The 22,397-nt window shown below is 66.5% G+C and carries 18 protein-coding genes; 15 read left to right on the forward strand and 3 right to left on the reverse strand.

Annotation, left to right across the window (positions count from 1 at the left end; translation table 11 throughout):
• The 13 genes from mraY (at position 1) to DX905_RS11635 (ending at position 15,926) form a co-directional block, all read left to right on the forward strand.
• The gene (gene mraY, locus DX905_RS11575) at positions 1-1,071 is read left to right on the forward strand and encodes a phospho-N-acetylmuramoyl-pentapeptide-transferase (protein ID WP_116091477.1); all 1,071 of its coding nucleotides are present in this window, start codon (positions 1-3) and stop codon (positions 1,069-1,071) included.
• Positions 1,068-2,381: a UDP-N-acetylmuramoyl-L-alanine--D-glutamate ligase gene (gene murD, locus DX905_RS11580; protein ID WP_116091478.1), complete on the forward strand. Its 1,314-nt coding sequence runs from the start codon at positions 1,068-1,070 to the stop codon at positions 2,379-2,381. Before mraY ends, murD begins: the two co-directional genes overlap by 4 nt.
• 9 nt (positions 2,382-2,390) lie before the next feature.
• Positions 2,391-3,638: a peptidoglycan glycosyltransferase FtsW gene (locus DX905_RS11585; RefSeq protein WP_116092516.1), complete on the forward strand. Its 1,248-nt coding sequence runs from the start codon at positions 2,391-2,393 to the stop codon at positions 3,636-3,638.
• A complete protein-coding gene (gene murG, locus DX905_RS11590; RefSeq protein ID WP_116091479.1) occupies positions 3,635-4,813 on the forward strand; it encodes an undecaprenyldiphospho-muramoylpentapeptide beta-N-acetylglucosaminyltransferase in 1,179 nt (392 codons plus the stop codon). Before DX905_RS11585 ends, murG begins: the two co-directional genes overlap by 4 nt.
• Positions 4,810-6,231 carry a UDP-N-acetylmuramate--L-alanine ligase gene (gene murC, locus DX905_RS11595; protein WP_116091480.1) on the forward strand — a complete coding sequence of 474 codons (1,422 nt, stop codon included), beginning with the start codon at positions 4,810-4,812 and terminating at the stop codon, positions 6,229-6,231. The genes murG and murC overlap by 4 nt, the downstream gene beginning before the upstream one ends.
• 106 nt (positions 6,232-6,337) lie before the next feature.
• Complete coding sequence (murB, locus tag DX905_RS11600) at positions 6,338-7,237, forward strand: UDP-N-acetylmuramate dehydrogenase (RefSeq protein WP_116091481.1); 900 nt, start codon at positions 6,338-6,340, stop codon at positions 7,235-7,237.
• A 124-nt stretch (positions 7,238-7,361) separates the two neighbouring features.
• On the forward strand, positions 7,362-8,279 hold the full coding sequence (locus DX905_RS11605; protein WP_116091482.1) for a D-alanine--D-alanine ligase: 918 nt from the start codon (positions 7,362-7,364) through the stop codon (positions 8,277-8,279).
• Positions 8,276-9,187 carry a cell division protein FtsQ/DivIB gene (locus tag DX905_RS11610; RefSeq protein WP_116091483.1) on the forward strand — a complete coding sequence of 304 codons (912 nt, stop codon included), beginning with the start codon at positions 8,276-8,278 and terminating at the stop codon, positions 9,185-9,187. Before DX905_RS11605 ends, DX905_RS11610 begins: the two co-directional genes overlap by 4 nt.
• Before the next feature lie 9 nt (positions 9,188-9,196).
• The gene (gene ftsA / locus DX905_RS11615; protein ID WP_116091484.1) at positions 9,197-10,444 is read left to right on the forward strand and encodes a cell division protein FtsA; all 1,248 of its coding nucleotides are present in this window, start codon (positions 9,197-9,199) and stop codon (positions 10,442-10,444) included.
• 113 nt (positions 10,445-10,557) lie between these two features.
• On the forward strand, positions 10,558-12,015 hold the full coding sequence (ftsZ, locus tag DX905_RS11620) for a cell division protein FtsZ (protein ID WP_116091485.1): 1,458 nt from the start codon (positions 10,558-10,560) through the stop codon (positions 12,013-12,015).
• A 169-nt stretch (positions 12,016-12,184) separates the two neighbouring features.
• Complete coding sequence (locus DX905_RS11625; protein WP_162875579.1) at positions 12,185-13,684, forward strand: SPOR domain-containing protein; 1,500 nt, start codon at positions 12,185-12,187, stop codon at positions 13,682-13,684.
• A 37-nt stretch (positions 13,685-13,721) separates the two neighbouring features.
• Complete coding sequence (locus DX905_RS11630; protein WP_116091487.1) at positions 13,722-14,885, forward strand: deoxyguanosinetriphosphate triphosphohydrolase; 1,164 nt, start codon at positions 13,722-13,724, stop codon at positions 14,883-14,885.
• Positions 14,886-14,939: 54 nt separating this feature from the next.
• On the forward strand, positions 14,940-15,926 hold the full coding sequence (locus tag DX905_RS11635; protein WP_162875580.1) for a hypothetical protein: 987 nt from the start codon (positions 14,940-14,942) through the stop codon (positions 15,924-15,926).
• On the opposite strand, the gene DX905_RS11640 is transcribed toward DX905_RS11635, so the two are convergent.
• Positions 15,923-17,413 (reverse strand): family 8 glycosyl hydrolase, encoded by a 1,491-nt coding sequence (locus tag DX905_RS11640; RefSeq protein WP_116091489.1) that lies wholly within the window; start codon positions 17,411-17,413, stop codon positions 15,923-15,925. The genes DX905_RS11635 and DX905_RS11640 overlap by 4 nt on opposite strands.
• A 167-nt stretch (positions 17,414-17,580) precedes the next feature.
• Between DX905_RS11640 and DX905_RS11645 the strand changes: the two genes are divergently transcribed.
• Positions 17,581-19,197 (forward strand): M20/M25/M40 family metallo-hydrolase, encoded by a 1,617-nt coding sequence (locus DX905_RS11645; protein ID WP_116092517.1) that lies wholly within the window; start codon positions 17,581-17,583, stop codon positions 19,195-19,197.
• Between the two features lie 91 nt (positions 19,198-19,288).
• Here the strand turns inward: DX905_RS11645 and DX905_RS11650 are convergent, their stop codons facing one another.
• Positions 19,289-20,365: a glycoside hydrolase family 43 protein gene (locus DX905_RS11650; RefSeq protein ID WP_116091490.1), complete on the reverse strand. Its 1,077-nt coding sequence runs from the start codon at positions 20,363-20,365 to the stop codon at positions 19,289-19,291.
• 171 nt (positions 20,366-20,536) lie between these two features.
• Positions 20,537-21,052, reverse strand: coding sequence for a CcdC protein domain-containing protein (locus DX905_RS11655; RefSeq protein ID WP_116091491.1), 516 nt, complete (start codon positions 21,050-21,052; stop codon positions 20,537-20,539).
• Positions 21,053-21,329: 277 nt separating this feature from the next.
• Between DX905_RS11655 and DX905_RS11660 the strand changes: the two genes are divergently transcribed.
• Positions 21,330-22,358, forward strand: coding sequence for a hypothetical protein (locus DX905_RS11660; protein ID WP_162875581.1), 1,029 nt, complete (start codon positions 21,330-21,332; stop codon positions 22,356-22,358).
• The last annotated feature ends 39 nt before the right edge of the window (positions 22,359-22,397 follow it).

The following is a 22,397-nucleotide window of genomic DNA, read 5'->3' on the forward strand; positions in this document are numbered from 1 at the left end:
ATGTTGTACCTGCTGGCCGAACATCTCGGCTTTCCCCACGTCCTCAACCTCATCCGCTACATCACCTTCCGCGCGGGTGCGGCGGCACTGACGTCCTTGTTTCTCGGGCTGATCATCGGGCCGCGCTTCATCGGCTGGCTGCGCATCCGCCAGGGCAAGGGCCAGCCGATCCGCAGCGACGGCCCGCAGACCCACCTCGCCAAGGTCGGTACGCCGACGATGGGCGGGCTGATGATCCTGACTTCGGTCGCCGTCTCGATGCTGCTGTGGATGAACCTCAACAACCGTTATGTCTGGGCATGCCTGCTGGTGACGATCGGCTTCGGCGCGATCGGTTTCATGGACGATTACGACAAGGTCACCAAGCGCAGCCACAAGGGCGTTTCGGGCAAGGTCCGCCTGCTGATGGAGTTCATCGTCGCCGGCGCCGCCGCCTGGATCATCGTCTCGGGCAACAGCACGACGCTCTATCTGCCCTTCTATAATGGCCCGGTGATCGATCTCGGCCCGTTTTACGTGCTGTTCGCGGCGTTCACGATGGTCGCTTTCGGCAATGCCGTGAACCTCACCGACGGTCTGGACGGGCTGGCAACCATGCCGGTTATCATCGCCAGCCTGGCCTTCTTCGTCATCGCCTACCTCGTCGGCAACGCCAAATTCGCCCATTATCTCGGCATTCCGCACGTTCCTGGCGCTGGCGATCTGGTGCTGCTGACCGCCGCGATCATCGGCGCGGGTCTCGCTTTCCTGTGGTTCAACGCGCCGCCCGCGGCCGTCTTCATGGGTGATACGGGCAGCCTGGCGCTGGGCGGCGCGCTCGGCGCGATCGCGGTTTCGACCCACCACGAAATCGTGCTCGGCATCGTCGGCGGCCTGTTCGTGGTCGAGGCGGTGTCGGTGATCCTGCAGGTCTTCTTCTTCAAGCGCACCGGCAAGCGCATCTTCAAGATGGCGCCGATCCACCATCATTTCGAACAGATCGGCTGGAGCGAGCCGACGGTCGTGATCCGCTTCTGGATCGTCAGCTTCGTGCTCGCGCTCATCGGCCTCGCGACGCTCAAGCTCCGGTGATCACCAGCCCCGCCTTCCGCGGCAAACGCTACGCCGTCCTCGGCCTCGCCCGCTCCGGCGTGGCGGTGGTCGAGGCGTTGCTGGCGAGCGGGGCGACGGTGGTCGCGTGGGACAGCCGCGAGGAGGCGCGCGCCGCCGTCTCCGGCGTGACGCTCGCCGACCCGCTGGAGATCGACCTGGCAGGCTTCGACGGGGTCGTCGTCTCGCCCGGCGTGCCGCTCAACAAACACCCAATCGCCGCCAAGGCGCGCGCCGCAGGCGTGCCGGTGATCGGCGATATCGAATTGTTCGCGCTCGCCCGGCCGAGCCTGCCGCCGCACAAGGTGGTCGGCATCACCGGCACCAACGGCAAGTCCACCACCACGGCGCTGATCCACCACATCCTCGAAACCGCCGGCGTGCCCACCTTGATGGGCGGAAATATCGGCCTGCCGATCTTGAGCCAGGATCCGCTTCCGGCAGGCGGCGTCTATGTGCTGGAACTGTCGAGCTATCAGATCGACCTGACCTTCAGCCTCGATTGCGATGTCGCGGTGCTCACCAACATTACGCCGGATCATCTCGATCGCTACGATGGTTTCGAAGCCTATGCGGCGAGCAAGGCTCGGCTATTTTACGACATGCAAACGAGCCGGCATCTCTCGATCCTGGTGGCGGACAATGGTGCGGTTTCGAACATCGCTGACGAAATTGAACCCTATCGGGAATGGAGTATGCTCGAAACTGACCCGATCGGCTCACTCAATAAGGCAGAGGGCTGGACTGGGCCGCAATCCGATTGGCCTGCTCTGCAGGGGCCGCACAACTTTGAAAATGCCGCAGTTGCCGTCGAAGCTTGCCGATACCTGAGCGTTTCGAAGTCAAACGTCGCCAAAGGCCTGCGTACCTACCCGGGCCTGCCCCACCGCATGGAGCGCGTCGCCGAAAAGGCCGGCGTGCTCTACGTCAACGACAGCAAGGCGACCAACGCGACCGCGACCGCGCCCGCGCTCGCCGCCTACCCGGCGATCCACTGGATCCTCGGCGGCCTGCCCAAGACCGACGATCTCGACGATTGCGCGCCCTTCTTCGGCCATGTCCACGCCGGTTATACGATCGGCCAGGCCGGGCCGATGTTCGCCGACATCTTGCGACAGGCCGGCAAACCGGTGACCGAAAGCGGCACGCTCGCCCAGGCGGTCAACGACGCGGCGGCGGCGGCGCAGCCGGGCGAGGTGGTGATGTTGTCGCCGGCCTGCGCCTCGTTCGATCAGTTCAAGGATTATGAGGCGCGGGGCGAAGCGTTCCGCGCGGCGGTGGGGGCGCTATAGATGGCGACGATGGCACCAAGGTTGGACCCGGCGGAAGTGCGGCGGCGCGCGCGTGCGCGGCGACGCGGCGAGCGTTTCGGACGCGGCGACCGCTCTGCGCTCGGCACCTGGTTCTGGGAGATTGACCGCGTCCTGCTGTTGCTCGTGACATTGCTGATCGGCATCGGTCTGATCGCGGTCGCCGCGGCGGCACCGGCAGCGGCGCAGCGTTATTCCGATGCCGTCCATACCGTGCCCGCGCGCTATTATTTCTGGCGGCAATTGGTCTGGACCGGGCTGGCGGTGCCGGTGATGATCGGCGTGTCCATGCTTCCGCAGCTCGTGGCGCGCCGTCTCGCGCTGGTCGGCGCGGCCTTGTTCCTGCTGATGCTGATCATGGTGCCGATCCTGGGCGGCGCCCAGATCAATGGCGCGCAGCGCTGGATTTTCTTCGGTCCGCTCCAGGTTCAGCCATCGGAATTCCTCAAGCCCCTGTTCGTGGTCGCGGTTGCGTGGCTGCTGTCGCTCAAGGAGAAGGACGCCAAGCTGCCGGTCGTACCGATCAGCTTCGCGCTGCTGGCCCTGATCACGGTCTTCCTGATGAAGCAGCCGGACTTTGGCGAAGCCGTGATCTTCGTCTCGGTCTGGCTGGTGCTGCTGACCTTGTCGGGCGTGCCGATGAAGTGGCTGGGCGCGCTCGGCGGCGCCGGCATCGGTGCTATCGTGATGGCCTATCTCTTCTATCCGGTCGCGACGATGCGGATCAACGCCTTCCTCAAGATCGGCGACGCGTCCAAGCAGGTTGACGATTACCAGATGATTTCGGCCTATCGCACGATCACCCATGGCGGCCTGATCGGCACGGGGCCCGGCGCAGGCACGATGAAGTTCGGCCTGCCGGAGCCGCATACGGATTATATCTTCTCGGTGATCGGCGAGGAATTCGGGCTGATCGCCTGCCTCGCCATCGCCCTGATCTTTCTCGCCATCGTCGTGCGCACCTTCGTCAAATTGCTGCACGAGGAAGACCGTTTCCTGTTCTTCGCAAGTGCCGGCCTCGTCACCCAATTCGGGTTGCAGGCGCTGATCAACATGCTGGTCAACGTCCACCTCGCGCCGTCCAAGGGCATGACCTTGCCGTTCATTTCCTATGGCGGCTCGTCGATGATCGCGCTCTCGATCGGGTTCGGGCTGCTGCTCGCCTTCACTCGCAAGAATCCATATCTGATGCGCTCGCCCTACGTGGTGACGTGGGGAGCCCAGGGCGCCGCCAAATGAAGGTTCAGCGTCATTTCGTCCTCGCCGCCGGCGGCACCGGCGGGCATATGGTTCCGGCGCATGCGCTCGGGCGTGAGCTGGCGCGCCGGGGTCATCGCGTCGCTTTGGTGACGGACGAGCGCGGCAAACGCATCCCCGGCCTATTCGCCGATATCGAAACGCACGTCATGCCGGCGGGCCGTGTCGCGGGTGGGCCGCTCGGCTGGCTCAAGGCTTGGGTCGGGATCCGCGCCGGCCGCGCAATGGCGCGGCAGCTCTATCGCGATTTGCGGCCGACCGCGGTGATCGGCTTCGGCGGCTATCCCGCCCTGCCGGCCCTGCTCGCCGCGCTCGACAGCGGGGTGGTGACGGCGGTCCACGAGCAGAATGCCGTGCTCGGCCGCGTCAACCGATTGCTGGCCCGGCGGGTCGACGCGGTCGCTACCGCCTATCCCGACGTACAGCGGCTCAAGCCCAGATATGCCGCCAAGACCCATCTCGTCGGCAATCCCGTGCGGGAGGAAGTCAAGGCGATCGGTCGCGCGCGCTTTCCCGAATATGGCGTGGACACACCTCTCAACCTGCTGGTCACCGGTGGCAGCCAGGGCGCGACCATATTGTCGAGCGTCGTGCCGGCGGGCCTCGGCCTGCTGCCGGAACCGCTGCGCGCGCGCATCAAGGTCGTGCAACAATGCCGGCCCGAGGATATCGAGGCCGTTCGCGCGACCTATAACAAGCTCGGCATCGCCGCCGAGCTCACCACCTATCTGGAAGATCTGCCCTCCGTGCTTGCCGCATCGCATCTCGTCATCGCCCGTGCCGGCGCCTCGACCATCGCCGAACTTACCGTCGCCGGTCGCCCCGCGATCCTCGTGCCGCTGCCGAGCGCGATGGACGATCATCAGACCGCAAATGCGCATGAGATGGGGGTCGAAGGCGGTGCCCGCGCCATCCCGCAGTCCCAGTTCACGCCCGAGCGGCTGGCCGCCGAGATCCTCAGCCTCACCGGCGAGCCCGAGGCGCTGATTGCCGCCGCCGCGCACGCCAAGGCCTGTGGCCGGCCCAACGCGACCGAGGACCTGGCCGACCTTGTCGAAGGCTTCGGCCGCACACCCGTCATGGACGCGATCGGCGACACGAAGCGGGGCAAGTCCAAACCGGCAGGCGCACTTGCAATCGGGAGTGCACGGGCATGAGGGGCGTCGCCACCGACATCGGCACGATCCACTTCATCGGGATCGGCGGGATCGGCATGTCGGGCATTGCCGAGGTGATGCACAATCTCGGCTATAACGTGCAGGGCTCGGACGTTGCGGAAGGCTATGTGATCGAGGGGCTGCGTAAGCGCGGCATCCCCGTCGCCATCGGCCACAAGGCTGAGAATCTGGGCGATGCGGCGGTGGTCGTTACCTCGACTGCGATCAAGCGCGGCAATCCCGAGGTTGAGCTCGCGCTGGAAAAGCGCGTGCCGGTCGTCCGCCGCGCCGAGATGCTGGCCGAATTGATGCGGCTGAAATCCACCGTCGCCGTCGCCGGCACGCACGGCAAGACCACCACCACGTCGATGGTCGCGGCCTTGCTGGATGCGGGCGGCGTCGATCCGACGGTGATCAACGGCGGCATCATCAACAGCTACGGCTCGAACGCCCGTCTCGGCGCGTCAGACTGGATGGTGGTCGAGGCGGACGAAAGCGACGGCAGCTTCCTGCGGCTCGACGGCACGATCGCGGTCGTGACCAACATCGATCCCGAACATCTCGACCATTATGGCTCGTTCGAAAAGGTGAAGGACAGCTTCGTCGAGTTCGTCGAGAATGTCCCTTTCTATGGCGCCGCCCTGCTCTGCCTCGACCATCCCGAGGTACAGGCGATCATTCCGCGCGTGCGCGATCGACGCGTCGTCACTTATGGCTTCTCCGCGCAGGCCGACGTGCGCGGCGTCAATGTCACGCCAATCCCGGGCGGCAATCGCTTCGAATGCATCATCCGCAAGCGCGACGGCACGGTCCGCTCGATCGAGGGGATCGAGCTGCCCATGCCCGGGCGCCACAATGTCCAGAACAGCCTCGCCGCGATCGGCGTCGCACTCGAACTCGGCGTGCCGGATGATGTCATCCGCACCGGCTTCGCGAAGTTCGGGGGGGTCAAGCGGCGCTTCACCAAGGTCGGTGAGGTTGCGATGGACAACGGCGTGGTCACCGTCATCGACGATTACGGCCACCATCCCGTGGAGATCAAAGCCGTGCTCGCCGCCGCGCGCGAGGGCGCAGAGGGGCGCGTGATCGCGGTCGTCCAGCCGCATCGCTTCACCCGCCTGCGCGACCTGATGGAAGACTTCCAGACCGCCTTCAACGAGGCCGACATCGTCTATGTGGCGCCCGTTTATCCGGCCGGCGAGCAGCCGATCGAGGGTGTCGACGCCGCCGCTCTGGTAACGGGGCTCAAGATGCGCGGCCATCGCGCGGCCCAGGTTATTGACGGAGCCGATGCGCTGGCGGCGGAGTTGGCGGAAGTCGTCAGGGCGGGTGACATGGTCATCTGCCTGGGTGCCGGCGATATCACCAAATGGGCCGCCGGCCTTGCCGATGCCATCGCCAAGGCGCGCGTGGGATGATCTACCCGACCTCACCGTTCGCCCTGAGCGACATCGAAGGGCGCTTCGTCGCGCCGCGTGCTTCGACTTCGCTCAGCACGAACGGATCTTTACCACCGCGGTCGCGATGACGGTGTGCGAAGCCCTGCCACCGCTGCATGGCGACGTGACGCATGAAGGCAGCCTCGCCGACTTCATCTGGTTTCGCACCGGCGGGCCGGCCGAATGGCTGGTGCGGCCGCGCGACGTGAACGATCTTGCGGGCTTCATGGCGGGCCTCGATCGTGCGACGCCCGTGCTGCCGGTGGGCGTCGGCTCGAACCTGATCGTGCGCGACGGCGGCGTTGCGGGAGTGGTCGTGCGCCTGCCCAAGGCCTTCGCCAAAACCGCGATCGAGCCGGGCAACCGCGTTCGCGCGGGTGGTGCGGCAATGGGCATCACCGTTGCCAGTGCGGCACGGGACGCGGGTATCGCCGGCCTCGAATTCCTGCGCGGCATTCCCGGCACGGTCGGCGGCGCGGTGCGGATGAATGCCGGCGCCTATGGCCGCGACGCCAGCGACATATTGATCGAGGCGACCTTGGTGCTGCGCGACGGCCGCATCGAAACCTGGCCCGCGGCCCGGCTTGGCTACTCCTATCGCCATTCCGATCTGCCCGAAGGGGCGGTGGTGGTGGAGGCCTTGTTCGAAGGCGTCCCCGGCGACAAAGCCGCCATCGGCGCGGAGATGGACCGCATCGCTGCCGAACGCGAAGCTTCCCAGCCTTTGCGCAGCCGCACCGGCGGCTCGACCTTCAAGAATCCGGAGGGCAAGAAGGCGTGGCAGCTGATCGACGAAGCCGGTTGCCGCGGCCTGCAGATCGGCGACGCGCAGGTGTCCGAGAAACATTGTAACTTCCTGCTCAATCTCGGTTCTGCGTCTTCGGCCGAGATCGAGGAACTGGGCGAGGAGGTGCGCCGCCGGGTCAAAGCCAGCAGCGGCGTCACGCTCGAATGGGAAATTCAGCGCGTGGGGAAACCCGCATGAGCGCGGCAGAATATCTCCGTCATGCTGAACTTGTTTCAGCATCCATCCAGCCCCGGGCGCCGTCGCTCGTGGCACAATGGACCCTGAAACAAATTCAGGGTGACGATTGGGGGGAGGGCGCCCGATGAGCCTCCACGTCGCGGTCCTGATGGGCGGCTGGTCGGCCGAGCGCGAGGTCAGTCTCGTATCCGGCGAGGGTGTCGCCAAGGCGTGCGAAAGCCTCGGCCATCGCGTCACCCGGATCGACATGGATCGGGACGTCGCGTTGCGCCTGCACGAGGCCAGGCCCGATGTCGTGTTCAACGCGCTCCACGGCACGCCCGGCGAGGACGGCACGGTCCAGGGCATGCTCGAGCTGATGGGCATTCCTTACACCCATTCCGGGCTCGCCACGTCCGTCATCGCGATCGACAAGCAGCTCACCAAGAACGAGCTCGTTCCGCACGGCATCCGCATGCCTGAGGGGAAGATCGTCAAATCGTCGACCTTGTTCGAAGGCGATCCGATCGCGCGGCCTTATGTGGTGAAGCCGGTCAACGAAGGCTCCTCGGTCGGGATCGCCATAGTCACCGACGACAATAATTACGGCAACCCGATCGGCCGCGACGTCGAAGGCCCGTGGGCGCATTTCGACGAATTGCTGGCCGAGCCTTTCATCCGCGGGCGCGAACTCACCACCGCCGTAATTGGTGATCGCGCGCTTGGTGTGACCGAACTCAGGCCCAAGAGCGGCTTCTACGATTACGATGCCAAATATACGGCCGGCATGACCGAGCACATCTGCCCGGCCCAAATACCCGCCGAGGTTGAGCAGGCCTGTCTGAAGATGGCGCTCGATGCGCACAGGTTGCTGGGCTGCAAGGGCACGTCGCGCTCCGACTTCCGCTGGGACGACGAACAGGGCGTCGACGGCCTCTATCTGCTCGAGGTCAACACCCAACCGGGCATGACCCCCTTGAGCCTGGTGCCGGAACAGGCGAAGCTGGTCGGCATGACCTATGAGGGGCTGGTCCAGGCAATCATCGACGAGGCGCTGGCATGAGCCGCGCGCCCGCGCGGGTGACGGCGCGCAGCGGGCGCGCGGCGGCGGCGCGTACCGCCAAGCCCGCGCGCCGCCGCCCGCCCGCCAAGACCAACGATCTGCCGCGCATCCCGCTACCCCCCGGCCTCGTTCGCACCATACGCAACTGGACGCTCGGTCTTTTCGTCCTGGCGGCGGTCGTCGCCGGGTTGATCGTCATGGGCGTGCCACAGATGACCGGCATGGCTGCCGCCCACGGCCTGGGCCGCATGGGCTTCGTCGTGCGCAACATCCAGCTCACCGGCCTCAAGCAGGTCGATCGCGACACCGTCTATCGCATCGTGTCCGAAGAGCATGGTCAGGATATGCCGCTGGTCGATCTCGCACAGGTGCGCCAGCAATTGCTCCAGCTCGGCTGGATCGCCGACGCCCGTGTCTCGCGCCGCCTGCCGGATACGCTGGCGATCGATCTCGTCGAGCGCGTCCCCGCTGCCGTGCTCCAGCGTAACCAGCAACTGTCGCTGATCGATGCGGAGGGTCATATCCTCGCGCCGGTCGACGCGCACACCATGCCGGTCCAGCTGCCGCTGGTGATCGGCGATGGGGTCGAGGCTCATATCGGCGCGCTGCGTACCTTGATCGCCAGCCAGGCGCCGCTCAAGCAGCTGATCGAGGGCGCCACCTGGGTCGGCCAGCGCCGTTGGGATATCCGCTTCCAGTCGGGCGAGACCTTGTCACTGCCGGAAGGCGATGCCGCGGCGAGCCAGGCACTGGCGACGTTCGTGAAGAAGGATCAGGAAGCGCGCCTGCTTGGGCAAGGCTATGTCCGCATCGACATGCGCGATCCCAAGCAGATGGTGATCCGCACCTCGCGCGATCCCGGCACCCGCATCACCGATCCGGCGCCGCCCAGCGCCACCCAGGCTTAGGAGCGAAGCTTGGCCCAACCCCGCCCCGAAGGCCTGATCACCGCCGTCGATATCGGCTCGTCCAAGGTGGCGGCGCTGATCGCCCAGCCGGTCGAGGGCGGATTGCAGGTGCTCGGCACCGGCCAGCGCGAGAGCCGCGGCGTCAAGCATGGCTTTATCGCCGACATGGAGCGCACCGAACATGCGGTGCGCGAGGCCGTCGAGCAGGCCGAACGGATCGCGCGCACCAATATCGAGGAAGTGTGGGTCAGCTTCTCGGCCGGCGGCCTCTATAGCGATGTCGCCTCGGTCGAGGTCGCGCTCGGCGGCCAGCGCATCGAGCAGCGCGATATCGACGAACTGCTCAATGCCGGGCGCAATTCGATCGATCCGGAGGGGCGGCTGGTGCTCCATGCCCAGCCCGCGCTCTACACGCTGGACGGATTGAACGGCGTCCGCCAGCCGCTCGGTCTCCATGCCGAGAAGCTCGGCGTGGATATCCACGTCGTCTCGGCCGATCCGTCCCCCGTCCGCAATCTCGATCTGTGCGTCCGCTCGGCGCATCTCGCGGTCAAATCGATCGTCGCCTCGCCGATCGCGACGGCGATGTCCTGCCTGAGCGAGGAGGAACGCGAACTCGGCGTGGCTCTGGTCGAGCTCGGCGCGGGGGTCACCAACGTGTCGCTCTTCGCCGGCGGACTATTGGTCGGCCTGGCCTCGCTGCCGATCGGCGCGGGTGAGATCACCGACGACATCGCTTCCACCTTCGGCATGCGCCGCGCCCAGGCCGAACGGCTTAAATGCTTCCACGGCTCGGCCCAGACATCCCCTCGCGACAATCATGAGATGATCGAGGTAGCGGGCGGCCCCGACGGCGCCGAACCGCTCCGCATCAGCCGCGCGCAATTGATCTCCGTCATCCGCCAGCGGCTCGAACATTGGTTCGCCGCGGTCGAGGAGGCGCTGAAGGCGCTGGGCTTCACCGGACCGATCGCACGCCGGCTGGTGCTCACCGGCGGCGGCGCCGAATTGAAGGGTATCGCCGATTATGCGCAGAGCGTGCTCGGTCGCGCGGTGCGGGTCGGGCGGCCGCGCGGTCTGATCGGCATGCCGGAGGCGCATTCTGGCATGAGCTTCGCCACCTTGGCGGGGCTGGTGCTCTATGCGGCGTCCGATCCGATCGATCTCAGGCAGGTGCCGCATGCCCAATCGATCACCCGCATGTCGCCGTCCGGCATGGTGCAAAGGCTCATCGCGGCCGTGCGCAGCGGCTACTGAGCGAAAACGATCAACAGGAAAGATTGCCCCAAACCCAAAAAGCTCTCGCACCCGCGAATCACTTGGGGCACTTTGGCAAAATGCGGCGTAACGCCGGTGAATTGGAGACTGACATGGCGATCGAATTCCTCCGGCCCGAGGTCGATGAGCTGAAGCCGCGCATCAGCGTGATCGGCGTGGGTGGGGCGGGCGGCAACGCCATCGCCAACATGATCGCCTCGGATGTTCAGGGCGTTGACTTCATCGTCGCTAACACCGATGCGCAGGCGCTCAATGCCTCCCCCGCGGAAAGCCGCATCCAGCTCGGCATGAAGATCACGCAGGGTCTCGGCGCCGGCTCGCGTCCCGAAATCGGCCGTGCGGCGGCTGAAGAGACGATGGAGCAGGTCGAAAAGGCGCTCGATGGCGCGCACATGTGCTTCATCGCCGCCGGCATGGGTGGCGGCACCGGCACCGGCGCCGCGCCGGTTATCGCCAAGCTGGCGCGCGAGAAGGGCATCCTTACCGTCGGCGTCGTCACGAAGCCGTTCAGCTTCGAAGGCTCGCGCCGGATGAAGTCGGCCGACGCCGGCATCACCGAGCTGCAGAAGCATGTCGACACGCTGATCGTGATCCCGAACCAGAATCTGTTCCTGATCGCCAACCCCAACACGACCTTCAAGGAAGCTTTCCTGATGGCGGATCAGGTGCTGCAGCAGGGCGTACGCGGCATCACCGACCTGATGGTCATGCCGGGCCTGATCAATCTCGACTTCGCCGATGTCCGCTCGGTGATGAGCGAGATGGGCAAGGCGATGATGGGCACGGGCGAGGCGTCGGGCGACAATCGCGCGATCGAGGCCGCCGAAAAGGCGATCGCCAATCCCTTGCTCGACGGCGTCAGCATGAAGGGCGCCAAGGGCGTGATCGTCTCGATCACCGGCGGCGAGGATATGCGCCTGCTCGAGGTCGACGAGGCGGCCAACCACATCAAGGATCTGGTCGATCCCGACGCCAACATCATCTGGGGCTCGGCGTTCAACAACGATCTGGAGGGCAAGATCCGCGTGTCGGTCGTCGCCACTGGCATTGAGGCCGAGACCGGCGCGATGCCCGAGCCGGCAAAGCCGTTCAGCTTCCCGCCGCGCAGCCGTACCGAGGCACGCGCCCCTGGCAGCGAGACTCCATCCGCCGCTGCACAGCCGGCCGCGGCGCCGACGTTCGATCTGGCGGAGCCTGCTGCGCCGGCCGCCGCGCCCGAGCCGGCTGCGGATGAGGACGAGTTGGTTCTTGGCGAGGACACGCAGGTCAGCGCGACCCCGGCCGAGCATGAGCAGATTACCGCCTTCGATCCCGAAGCGCCGGCCGCCCCGCCGGCTCGTTCCGGCCCGCGTCGCTGGCTGCAGGACAATGAGGAAGAAGCCGCACCTGCCGCCGCTCCGGCGCCGGCCCGCGGCGGCACCCTGTTCGAACGTATGTCGAGCATGGCGCGCGGATCCGCCAAGATCGGCTCGACCGACGAGGAGCAGGAAGAAGGGCCGCGTGACCCGCTCGACATCCCGCGTTTCCTCAACCGCCAGAACAATCAGTAAGGTCGCACCAATTGAATAGAGCCTGATTCACGCCATCGGCGGAAGCGCACAGCGCTTCGACCGCCGACGATCAGGCTCTAGGGCGGCTTCGTCGCCGCCGCGCCACGGTTTGGCGACGCACCCAATTGCGATGCTTGCAAGCCGCTGCGCCACGCGCTTGAGCGGGCGCGTGCACCCGCGTTCGATGTTCCTGGCGCTCGCTTTCGTGGCGAGCATGCTGGCCCTGACCGCCCCGGTAGCGGCGCAGGAAGAGGTATTGCAGCCCGTTGAGGCGCCCCAGGCCTTGGCGCCCAACGCGTTGCAACTGGCGCAGGCTGCGGCCGCCCGCGGCGATTCCGCCGAGGCCTTGTCACGTTACCTGCGCATTCTCGCCACCACGCCTGACGATGTGAATGCGCTGATCGGCGCCGGCCGTGCGGCGCTCGCCGTCGGCGACACCAACGCCGCGGCAGGCTTCCTCTCGCGCGCCGACGTGCTCGATTCGCGCAATGGCCAGGTCAAGGCGGGGCTTGGCAGCACGATGCTGGCCAACGGCAATGCCCGCGCCGCATTGCGGCTGTTCAACGATGCGGTCGCGCTGGGCGTGCCACCGACCGAAATCGCTGCCGATCGCGGCCTCGCCTACGATCTGCGCGGTGCACCGAAACGGGCACAGGCGGATTACGCGCTCGCCCTGCGCCTTCACCCCAGCGACGAAACCACCCGCAGGCTTGCCCTGAGCCAGGCCATTGCCGGCGACCGCGTCTCGGCACTGGCCACGCTCGATCCGCTGCTGCGCAAGCAGGACGTTCCCGCCTGGCGCGATCGCGTGTTCGTTTATGCCCTCACCGGCGACCTCGCCAGTGCGCAGCAGGACGCGGCCCTGGTCATGCCGGCCGATCAGGTGGCGGCGCTTGGACCCTATCTGCCCCGCCTCGCCGCGCTGAAGATGGCGGACAAGGCTGCTGCGATCCATCTCGGCCGCTTCCCCGGCGAAACGCCTCCCGAACCCAAGCCGGTCGTGATTGCGGCACCCAGGATCCAGGTCGATCGCGCCACGCTCACACCGGCCGCACCCGTGCAGAGCTTCGCCGAAGTAAAGGCTGCAGCGACAACGCCGGCGCCGGTGACGCCGGCTCGCGCGCCTGCACCCGAAACGGCCGCGGCCGCGCTTCCAGTCCGCGCCGAGCGAGCGCCCGCTCCATCACGCGCCCAACGCCCGCCAGGTTCATCGCGCTCCGAGGACATGCCGAGCGCCTCGCAGACGGCGGCACCTGCCGCCCCGACACGGGCCGAACTCGCCGCCGAGGCCAAGCTGGAGGCGAAGGCGCGCGCGGCCGAGAAGCGCAAAGCCGATGCGCTTGCTGCCGCCAAGGCGAAGCGGGAACAGGAAGAAGAGGAGCGCGCGGTCGCGCGCAAGAATCCGGCACGTCACTGGGTCCAGGTCGCGGGCGGTGCCAACAAGGCCGATCTCGGCAGGGAATGGGCCAAGCTCAAGGCGAAATGGCCGACGCAACTCGCCGGCCGTTCGCCGTGGACGACCCACTACCGCTTCACCAATCGCTTGCTGATCGGCCCGTTCGCGACATCGGCCGCAGCGCAGGATTGGGTGGGCGATCGCAAGAAGGAAGGCTTTGCCACCTTCCGCGTTGAAACCGCCGCGGGAGATCCGGTCGAGCGGGTCGACTGACCTCGACATTCGTCGGTGGCCACGCCATCTGCCGCGCATGGCGCTCGCCCCCTTCGCTGCCGATCCCGCCCGAAGCCGCGGCCGTCGCCATCCCTTGTCCTCGGCCAGCGGCCGCGGCCAGCGCGACGAATATCAGCGCGATCGTGATCGCATCGTCCATTCCATCGCCTTCCGGCGGCTGCGCCACAAGACGCAGGTATTCGTGGCGCCGGATGGCGACCATTTCCGCGTCCGGCTGACCCACAGTCTCGAGGTCGCGCAGATCGGCCGCACCATCGCCCGCGCGCTCGGCCTGAACGAGGATCTGACCGAGGCGCTCTGCCTCGCCCACGATATCGGCCATCCGCCGTTCGGCCATGCCGGCGAGGACGCACTGAAGGAGGCGATGGCCGATGCCGGCGGCTTCGACCACAATGCCCATACGTTGCGCGTGCTGACGCGGCTGGAATCGCCCTACCTCCACCATCCGGGCCTCAACCTCAGCTGGGAAATGCTGGAGGGTCTCGCCAAGCATAATGGACCGGTCGCCGATCCGCCGTGGGCGCTGGCGGAAATCGATGCCGATTGGTCGCTCCATCTCAATGGTCAGCCGTTGCTCGAGGCGCAGGTGGCGGCACTCGCCGACGATATCGCCTACGACAATCACGACATCGACGACGGCATCCGCGCCGGCCTGCTCTCGATCGAAGAGGCGCGCAGCGTGCCGCTCGTCGCGCAAGGCTGGGATGCGGCCCGCGCCCGTTGGGCCGATTGCAGCGACGCCGATTTGCTGGGCGAACTCATTCGCGACCAGATCGGGCGGATGGTGGCCGACCTGCTCGACGAGAGCCGTCGCCGGATCGCGGCCGCCACGCCGCGCTCGATCGGCGATATTCGCGCGGCGCCCGCGCCCTTGATCGCCTTCTCTCCGGAAATGGCCGCCGCCGAACGCGCGCTGAAGCGCTTCATGTATGCCAAACTCTATCATCACCCGCAGCAGATGCTGGTGGCCGAGCAGGCGCACAGGATCGTTGCCGGGCTTGCCGCAGCCTATATCGCCGAGCCGCAGGCGCTGCCGGATGACTGGCGTGGCCGCCTGCCCACGGAAGAGCCGGCCCGCACGCGCCATATCGGTGACTTCATCGCCGGCATGACCGATCGCTATGCGGTCGCCCGCTATCGCGAAGTGGTCGGGCCGATCGACATGCCCGAGGGCGTCTAGCCGCTGGCATCCGCTGTGCCGGCAATGTTAGTCAGGCACGATACGGGGTGCGGGATGGATGAAGGCTCGGCGGCGGCGCTTCTCAAGCAGGGGATAGAATGCACCCGCACCGGCCACTTGGCAGCGGGCGAGGCGATTTTACGCAGCGCGGTCGCGGCCCATCCCGACCTGCCCGATCTGCGCCGGGTGCTCGGCCTCAACCTGCTCACCCAGGGGCGCTATGCCGAAGCCTGGCCGTTCTACGAAGCACGGATCGCGGTGCCCTGGCTGACCGACGGTCTCCCGCGCGATTTTCCGTTCCCGCGTTGGCAGGGCGAGGATCTGGCGGGAAGGCACGTCACTATCTTCCCGGAACAAGGCTGGGGTGACCAGATCCAGTTCATCCGCTTCCTGCCCGCTCTCGCAGCTTTCGGCGCGCGGATCACCTTGCTCGCGCCGCCGCTGCTGGTGCGGCTGTTCCGGCACAATTTCCCGGATGTGCAGATTTTTCCTGCCGACGGCGCCGTCGATTTTGCCGATCCGGATTACTGGCTGACCCTGGTCGATCTTCCCGGCCGCCTCGGCGTGACGCTCAACACGATCCCGGCTGCACCTTATCTGACGCCGCCAGGCCGATGGGCCAACGTCCCGGAAGGGCCGAAGGTGGGGCTGGTGACGAAGGGCAATCCCAATAATGAGCGGGATCGGTGGCGCTCCTTGCCGGACGCGGTCGCGGATCGTCTCCGAGACGGCCTGCCCGGCCGGGTCTTCGGCCTGCTTCCCGACGCGACCGGAGCGCGCGACTTTGCCGAGACCGCCGCCGTCGTCGACGGGCTCGACCTCGTCGTCGCCGTCGATACCGCCGCGGCCCATCTGGCGGGCGCGATGGGCAAGAGATGCTTCCTGCTGCTGTCGGGCGTCGACACCGACTGGCGTTGGATGCGCGACCGGATCGATTCCCCTTGGTACCCGAATCATGTCCTTTACCGGGGCGGCGCCGATGGCGCTTGGGACGCGGCCGTCGATCGCCTGATCGGAGATGCGCGCGCCCTGCTTGGCTAGCCCGGTATCCGCCCCGACGGCCCGATGATCCGGAACTCGCCCGCGCAATGCATCATGCTCATCAGGTAGAGCATGCCGTCGAAATATCTTTGCTCGCCCGCCGGCACGGGCATGTCCCACAATTCCTGCAGGAAGGCCTTGGATACCGCGCCCGGCGTCGCGGCGAAGCTGCCGACCGCGGTCGCGGCCACCATGCCGGCCGAATGGCGGGTCGACAGCGGCTTGCCGTCGAGCGTGTAGCGATCCGCGAAACGCTTGATGCCCTGACCATGGAGGAAGCTCTGGATGCGGTCGCTCAACAGGCGCTGGCGCGCATCCTTGCCCCACCAGGCATGGTCGACCGACCAATTGCTGGCGGTGCGCCAGCTGTCATAGGCGAACGACCCCGGCTCGCCGTCCCAGCCCGGCATCGGCCGCCCGTCGAAATGGCTACGGTCGGGCGCGAGGCCGGTCCTCGGATCGGCGACTTTCACGAAGAAGTCCCGGCTGACGTCGGCGGCCCGCGCCCAGAAAGCGCGGTCCTCGACCGGGCCCCAGCGCGCCCACAGCTCGTAAAATGCCGGCAGATGGTAGGAGGCATCGGTGCCGCCGATGCTCGTTTCCGGCACGAAGCGGATCATGGTGCTGGCCTCGTCGACCATCGGACCGACCGTCACCGGCCTTGGCGTGCGCGGGGGGCGACGGGGCGGCCACGGCTTGCCCGCCTTCTCGGCCTCGGCCTGCGCGGCGCGGTTGTTGGGGCTCGGCCAGGGCGTGTCGGGCTCGACGAAAGGCCGGTCCTGCGGGTGGATGCGGAAGGGCGGGGTGGCGGTCATGACCGCACGATGGCGCATGCCGCGCAATATCGTGTCGGCCTCGGCGCGGTAATTGTAGATGCCCTTGCCGTTGCCCCAGCGATTGGCGGCGAAATACAGCGCCATCGCATAATATTCCTCGCCGTCGGGCGCGGCTCCGGTCGAGCGCGGCGAGCCGTCCGTGCCCATCGACCAGGCAAAATAACCGATCGACGGATTCTTCGGGTCGGTGGTGAGCATATAGGTCTTGGACCAGTTCCACAGCGCGTCGAATTCGCGCTTCTTGTCGAGCTGCACGGCGATCATCATGCCATAGCTCATGCCCTCGCTGCGTGCGTCGTTATTGGCCCAGTCGGTGACGTAGGCGAGCGTGCCATGCTCGTTCGCGCCGGTCTCGAAATAGACGCGCTGCTCCTGGCCATCGCCGTGGAAGAATTGCTGGAAGGCGTGTGCGATCTTGGCCTTGCTCTCCGCCGGGCTGCGGCCGAGCTGTTCGGCGAACAGGTTGCGATAGCGGCGCGTGGCATAGGCGCCGTCGCCATCGCCGGGGAAGCGGGTGATCGGATTGGCCGATGGACCCTCGCCGCCCGCGGCGCGAGACGATGCGCTGGTCTGGCTCGGCGCCGAAGTCGGCGCGATCGCCACCAAGAAGCCCGCCGCCAGGCCGGTAACCCATTTTCCGCCCGTCATCATCTCGCTCTCCCTGTGCGCCAACTGCGACGGAAGCGGCTCGCGGCGCAAGTCCCGGGTGCGCGGCGCCCATTCGCCGGGCTGCGGCTCGGCGCTCGGCTGGACGGTGCCGATTATCCATGCATAACCTCGCCAATCGGCCGCTCGCGGCCCTCTCTGGTGGAGCTTCCATGCGCGCTTCCCTCACCACGTTCCTGCTCGCGACGACCTTGCTGGCGCCGCTCCACGCCAAGCCTGCGCCCCATCGCGACGATGCCGCTGCGATCGATCGCATCATGGATGAGGGCTTCAACCATTCGCGCATCATGGTCACCGCGCAATGGCTCGACGATCATATCGGTTCGCGCATGACCGGCTCGCCCGGAATGCGCGCGGCCGAGGCCTGGACCCAGCAGAAATATCGCGAATGGGGCCTCACCAACGTCCATGCCGAAGGCTATGATTTCGGCCGCGGCTGGACGATCGAGGCGGTCAGCGTGCGCATGATCGAGCCGCGCGTGCTGCCGCTGCGCGCCATCCCGATCGCCTGGACGCCCGCCACCGCCGGCCCGGTCACCGCGCAGATCGTGGTCGCGCCGGTCAAGCGCGAGGCCGATCTCGCCGCCTGGCGCGGCAAGCTCGCCGGCAAGATCGTGCTGGTCGATCTGCCCGGTACCGGCTCGGAGCCGGCCAAGCCCGCCTTCCGTCGTTATACCGGCGAGGAGATCGCCAAGCTCGACACGTTCGAGCAGCCCGATCATGGGCCGGAAGCTTTGCCCAAATGGATGAAGTCGGTCCGGCTGCAGGCCACGATCGATGCCTTCCTCAAGGCCGAAGGCGCGGTGGCACGCGTGCGTGAATCCTATTCCGACGGCTATCTGCTCCACGGCGAGGGCTATCAATTTGCCGAGGGCACTTCATTGCCCGGCATCGAGCTCGCGGCGGAGGATTATCGTCGTCTCGCCCGCCTCGCCAAGACCGGCAATGTCACGGTCGAGATCGACAGCCGCACCCATTTCCACGACGGCGATCGCAAGGCCTATAACATCATCGCCGACATTCCCGGCAGCGATCCCGCCGCGGGTTATGTCATGGCCGGCGCGCATCTCGACAGCTGGGCCGCCGCCGATGGCGCCGCCGACAATGGCGCGGGCACAGCGATGATCATGGAGGCGGCGCGCATCCTCAGCGCCACCGGCGTCCGTCCCCGCCGCACGATCCGCTTCGCCTTATGGTCGGGCGAGGAGCAGGGGCTGCTCGGCTCCAAGGCCTATGTCGAGCAGCATATCGCCGCGCGCCCGCCCGCGCCGGCCGGCACCACGGGGCTGGAGGATTATTACTTCGCCTTCCGCCGCTATCCGGTCACCAAGCTTGCCGACTATGACAAGCTCGCCGCTTACTTCAACATCGACAACGGCTCCGGCAAATTGCGCGGCGTCTATGCGCAGGGCAATCTGGCCGCCGTTCCCGCGCTCAACGACATGATCGCGCCGTTCCGCGCGCTCGGCGTCGAGAAGGTTGTCGCCGGCAACACCGGCGGCACAGATCACGAATTCTTCGCCGCGGTGGGATTGCCCGCCTTCCAATATATCCAGGACCCGCTCGATTATGGCAGCCGCGTCCACCATTCCAGCATCGACACCTACGATCATCTCAAGGCCGACGACATGCGCCAGGGCGCGGTCGTGCTCGCCGGCATGCTGCTGGAGGCCGCCAATCGCGATCAGCCGCTGCCGCGCCAGACGCTCCCGACCAAGCCCGAGCCGAACGACCCCTTCGCCTACAAGGACCCGGACGAGGATCGCTAGGGGTTGGCGACGGAACGCGGGCATTCCGACGCCGACACATTTAGCATGACAGATCACTTACGGATGAACGCGTAGCTTTCGCACGTTGCTTTCATCCTTCAATTTCTGCGCGCCGCATCCGTCCCACCGGCGTACGACCTGAACTCGGCTTATTCCCGGTCGCGCGCGGCGTACCGCTCGGCTTGGCCAGCGGGCCGATCAGCGGCTCACCGAAATAGGGGCGGCCGTCCGCATCGAAGTCAAATCTCTGTATGCGCGGCGCCCGCGCAGCGGTGCACTTCATCCCGGCGGCGGAATTGCCGTGATAGACGATCCAATGCTCCTTGCCGTCACGCGAGGTGAAGAACCCGTTGTGACCGGGAGCGTAGACGCCGGTACGCGCCGACTGGGCCAATATTGGTCGCGCAGCCTTGGTCCAGGCGTCGGGATCGAGCGGATCGGCGCCGGGCCGAGCCGACAGCAGCCCCAGCGCATAATCGTCGGACCAGCAGGCGCTGGCCGAATAGGTCAGGAACAGGTCGCCCTTCGGCCCCAACAGGAATTCCGGGCCCTCCAGGATCTGGCGGCCGCCTTGCTTTTCCCAATCCTTGTCGGGGCGGGCGATGATCACCTCCGGGGTGCCAAGCGTGTATGGATTGGTCATCGGCGCGATGGCCAGGTCGCTGTCCGGTCCGACATAGGGCGAATAGACGAAATAGCGCTTGCCCTCATACGCAAAGGTGGTGCCGTCGATGCCGTGATAGCGTGTGCTCAGCCGGCCCCGGTCGATCCACGTGCCGGTGGTCGGATCGACGCCATCATTTTCCAGCACGAAGATGCCGCGATGATCGTCATCGTCATGCCCACGCTCGGCGGCGGTGTAATAGAGGTACCAGCGACCGTCGATGCGGTGCAGCTCCGGCGCCCAGATCGAGATTGAGTTTGGTCCGGTGGCGGGCGGGGTCCAAATCGTCTTGCGTTCGGCCTGCGCCAGCTTCGTAATGTCTCGCGTCTTCCAGATGTCGATCCGGTTGCCCAGTGTGTTGAGGTAATAATAAATGCCGCCATCCTGCACGATCCAGGGGTCCGGCCCGCCAGGCAGCAACGGATTGGTGAAGGTTTCTTGGGCCTTGGAGGCTGCCGCGGCGACGACGAGCGCGACGGTCGCCAGGATTGTCAGCGTCTTCATTTGCCGGGCAACCGCGTGCTGCCGAACCGCACCGCGCGCTTACCGTTGGTCATCGCCGCGCCGGGCCGGCGTCGGAAGGTTCGGATCCTTCGCCTTGGCCGAAGCGATGCGGCGTGCGCAGTAATGCGGGCTCCGCCGGGTCGATCGCCCATCGGGCACGTCCGGCCATGATCATGCTTTGAAAGCGCCGGCACGCGCCTGGTCGAGCAGGCGACGCGCGCGCAGGAACATCTCCAGCCGCGTCGCCGCGAACAGGCCGAGCGCGAACACGACCAGCAGGTCGGTCACGAAGGCGAGGTTGAAGCCCATGGTAGAGGCTTCCATCCGCAGCCCTTGCCGGATGATGATCAGCACCAGGATGAACAGCATCGCCGCGGGCGAGGCCTGCTGGTTGAGCTCATGCGTTTCGGGATCGACATTGATCCGCATCAGCGCGCCGCGCCGCCAGCCGAGCAGCGCGCCGAAGCCCAGCGCGATCATCACATAGAGCCACTGCACGCCCTTGGGCATTGACTGGTACAAGACGGTCGCGGTCACGAGCGCATAAAGTGCCGGCACTACCCACAGCCGTTCGAGCCGCAACTTCTGCACACGCCGCATTGATCGGAAGCGGAAGAACAACACCACGCAGATGATGATCGCGGAGACGGCGTAGCCGACCCAGGCGCCCGGATTTCCCTGCTGCATATAGCCCCCGTATTTCGTTGTCCTTTAACGGCGGCCGAAATGGCTGTCGATTGTCTGTTGCGCGGCTGAAGGATGCCCACGCGCGCGCGGCGGGTGCCATGGTGAGCGCGCAGCCCGACCAGACGCCGAGTTCATACTGACCGTCACGCTCCCCAGTGCCAGCCACTGGCCTAGCCCATCAACGCATGATCCTTCCCGCCCCGCGCTTGCTGCCGCCTCTATCTGAACATTCGCAGCCGTGCCGGGTTAAGACCGATCGTGATCGTGGAGGCAGAGTATGCTCAGACAATTGGCTCTGTCGGGCGGGGCGGTTGGCACATTGGCGCTTGGCCTGGCAGTCGGCGCGTGCAGCAAGGTTCAGCCGCAAGCGCCTGCCGAAACGGCACGAACACGCGCTGAAGCCAAGCGGCACAAGGACGCTTGCGCCTCCACCATTGCGTATGATCGCATGAAGCGCGCGATCTTTAGTCAGGCCAGTCGACAAGGTGTCAGTCACCCGACCCGTCTGGCGACTCTGGAGGAGTTTGCGTTCGTCCGGATGGAGGATCCGGTGGTTACTGGCTTTGAGCCGACGCTGGATCTGACGCACTGTCGCGGCCGCTTCATTCTCGATGTTCCACCCGGCTCGGCGCCGGCTTTTGGCGGCGAGCACCGGCTGCAGGCCGACATCACCTACACGGCCCAGGGCGCAGCGGATGCAAGCGGGCTCGTCTACGCAATTCAGGGCGCAGAACCGATTGTCGGCAAGCTGGCCGCGTTCAACCTCGCCGATGCCAGCTTTCGGCCGTTACCAGCTGTCGACGTGGACGCTCCGACCGCAACCGGTTCCGATGGAGAGGCTGGCTCTACCCCGGTGGAAACCGCCGCGACGTTTCGCCAGGCCCCGGACACGGATAGGCGTCCGCTGCCGATGCCTGCGGTCGAGGCAAGGCGAACCGTCGCGCGGCAGTTCCCGGTGGCCGCACCCGCGGCAGGCGGGCCGCCTGAGGGTTCGCGGGGCGAAGACACCGTGCGCACCTTTTACAATGCGCTTGGCGCCGGCAATGGCGAACTCGCGTCCGCGCAGGTCGTCCCCGCCAAGCGGTCCAGCCGGGCCTATTCTCCGGATGCCATCTCGCGCTTTTATGGACGACTCTCGACGCCGCTGCAGCTGACCGGCGTTTCAGCGCTGTCGGGTAACAGCTATCGCGTCACCTATCATTATGCCGGTGCCGGCATCCGCTGCAACGGAAGCGCCGTCGTCAGGCTCATTCCCACGGGCGGCCGCCTTCTGATCCGATCGATCACCGCTGGGAGTGATTGTTGATGGCGTGGCGCATCAGATCCCGTCGCCCCAGGGCTGGAT

The sequence above is a fragment of the Sphingomonas crusticola genome (genome assembly GCF_003391115.1).
GTDB classification, from domain to species: domain Bacteria; phylum Pseudomonadota; class Alphaproteobacteria; order Sphingomonadales; family Sphingomonadaceae; genus Sphingomonas_I; species Sphingomonas_I crusticola.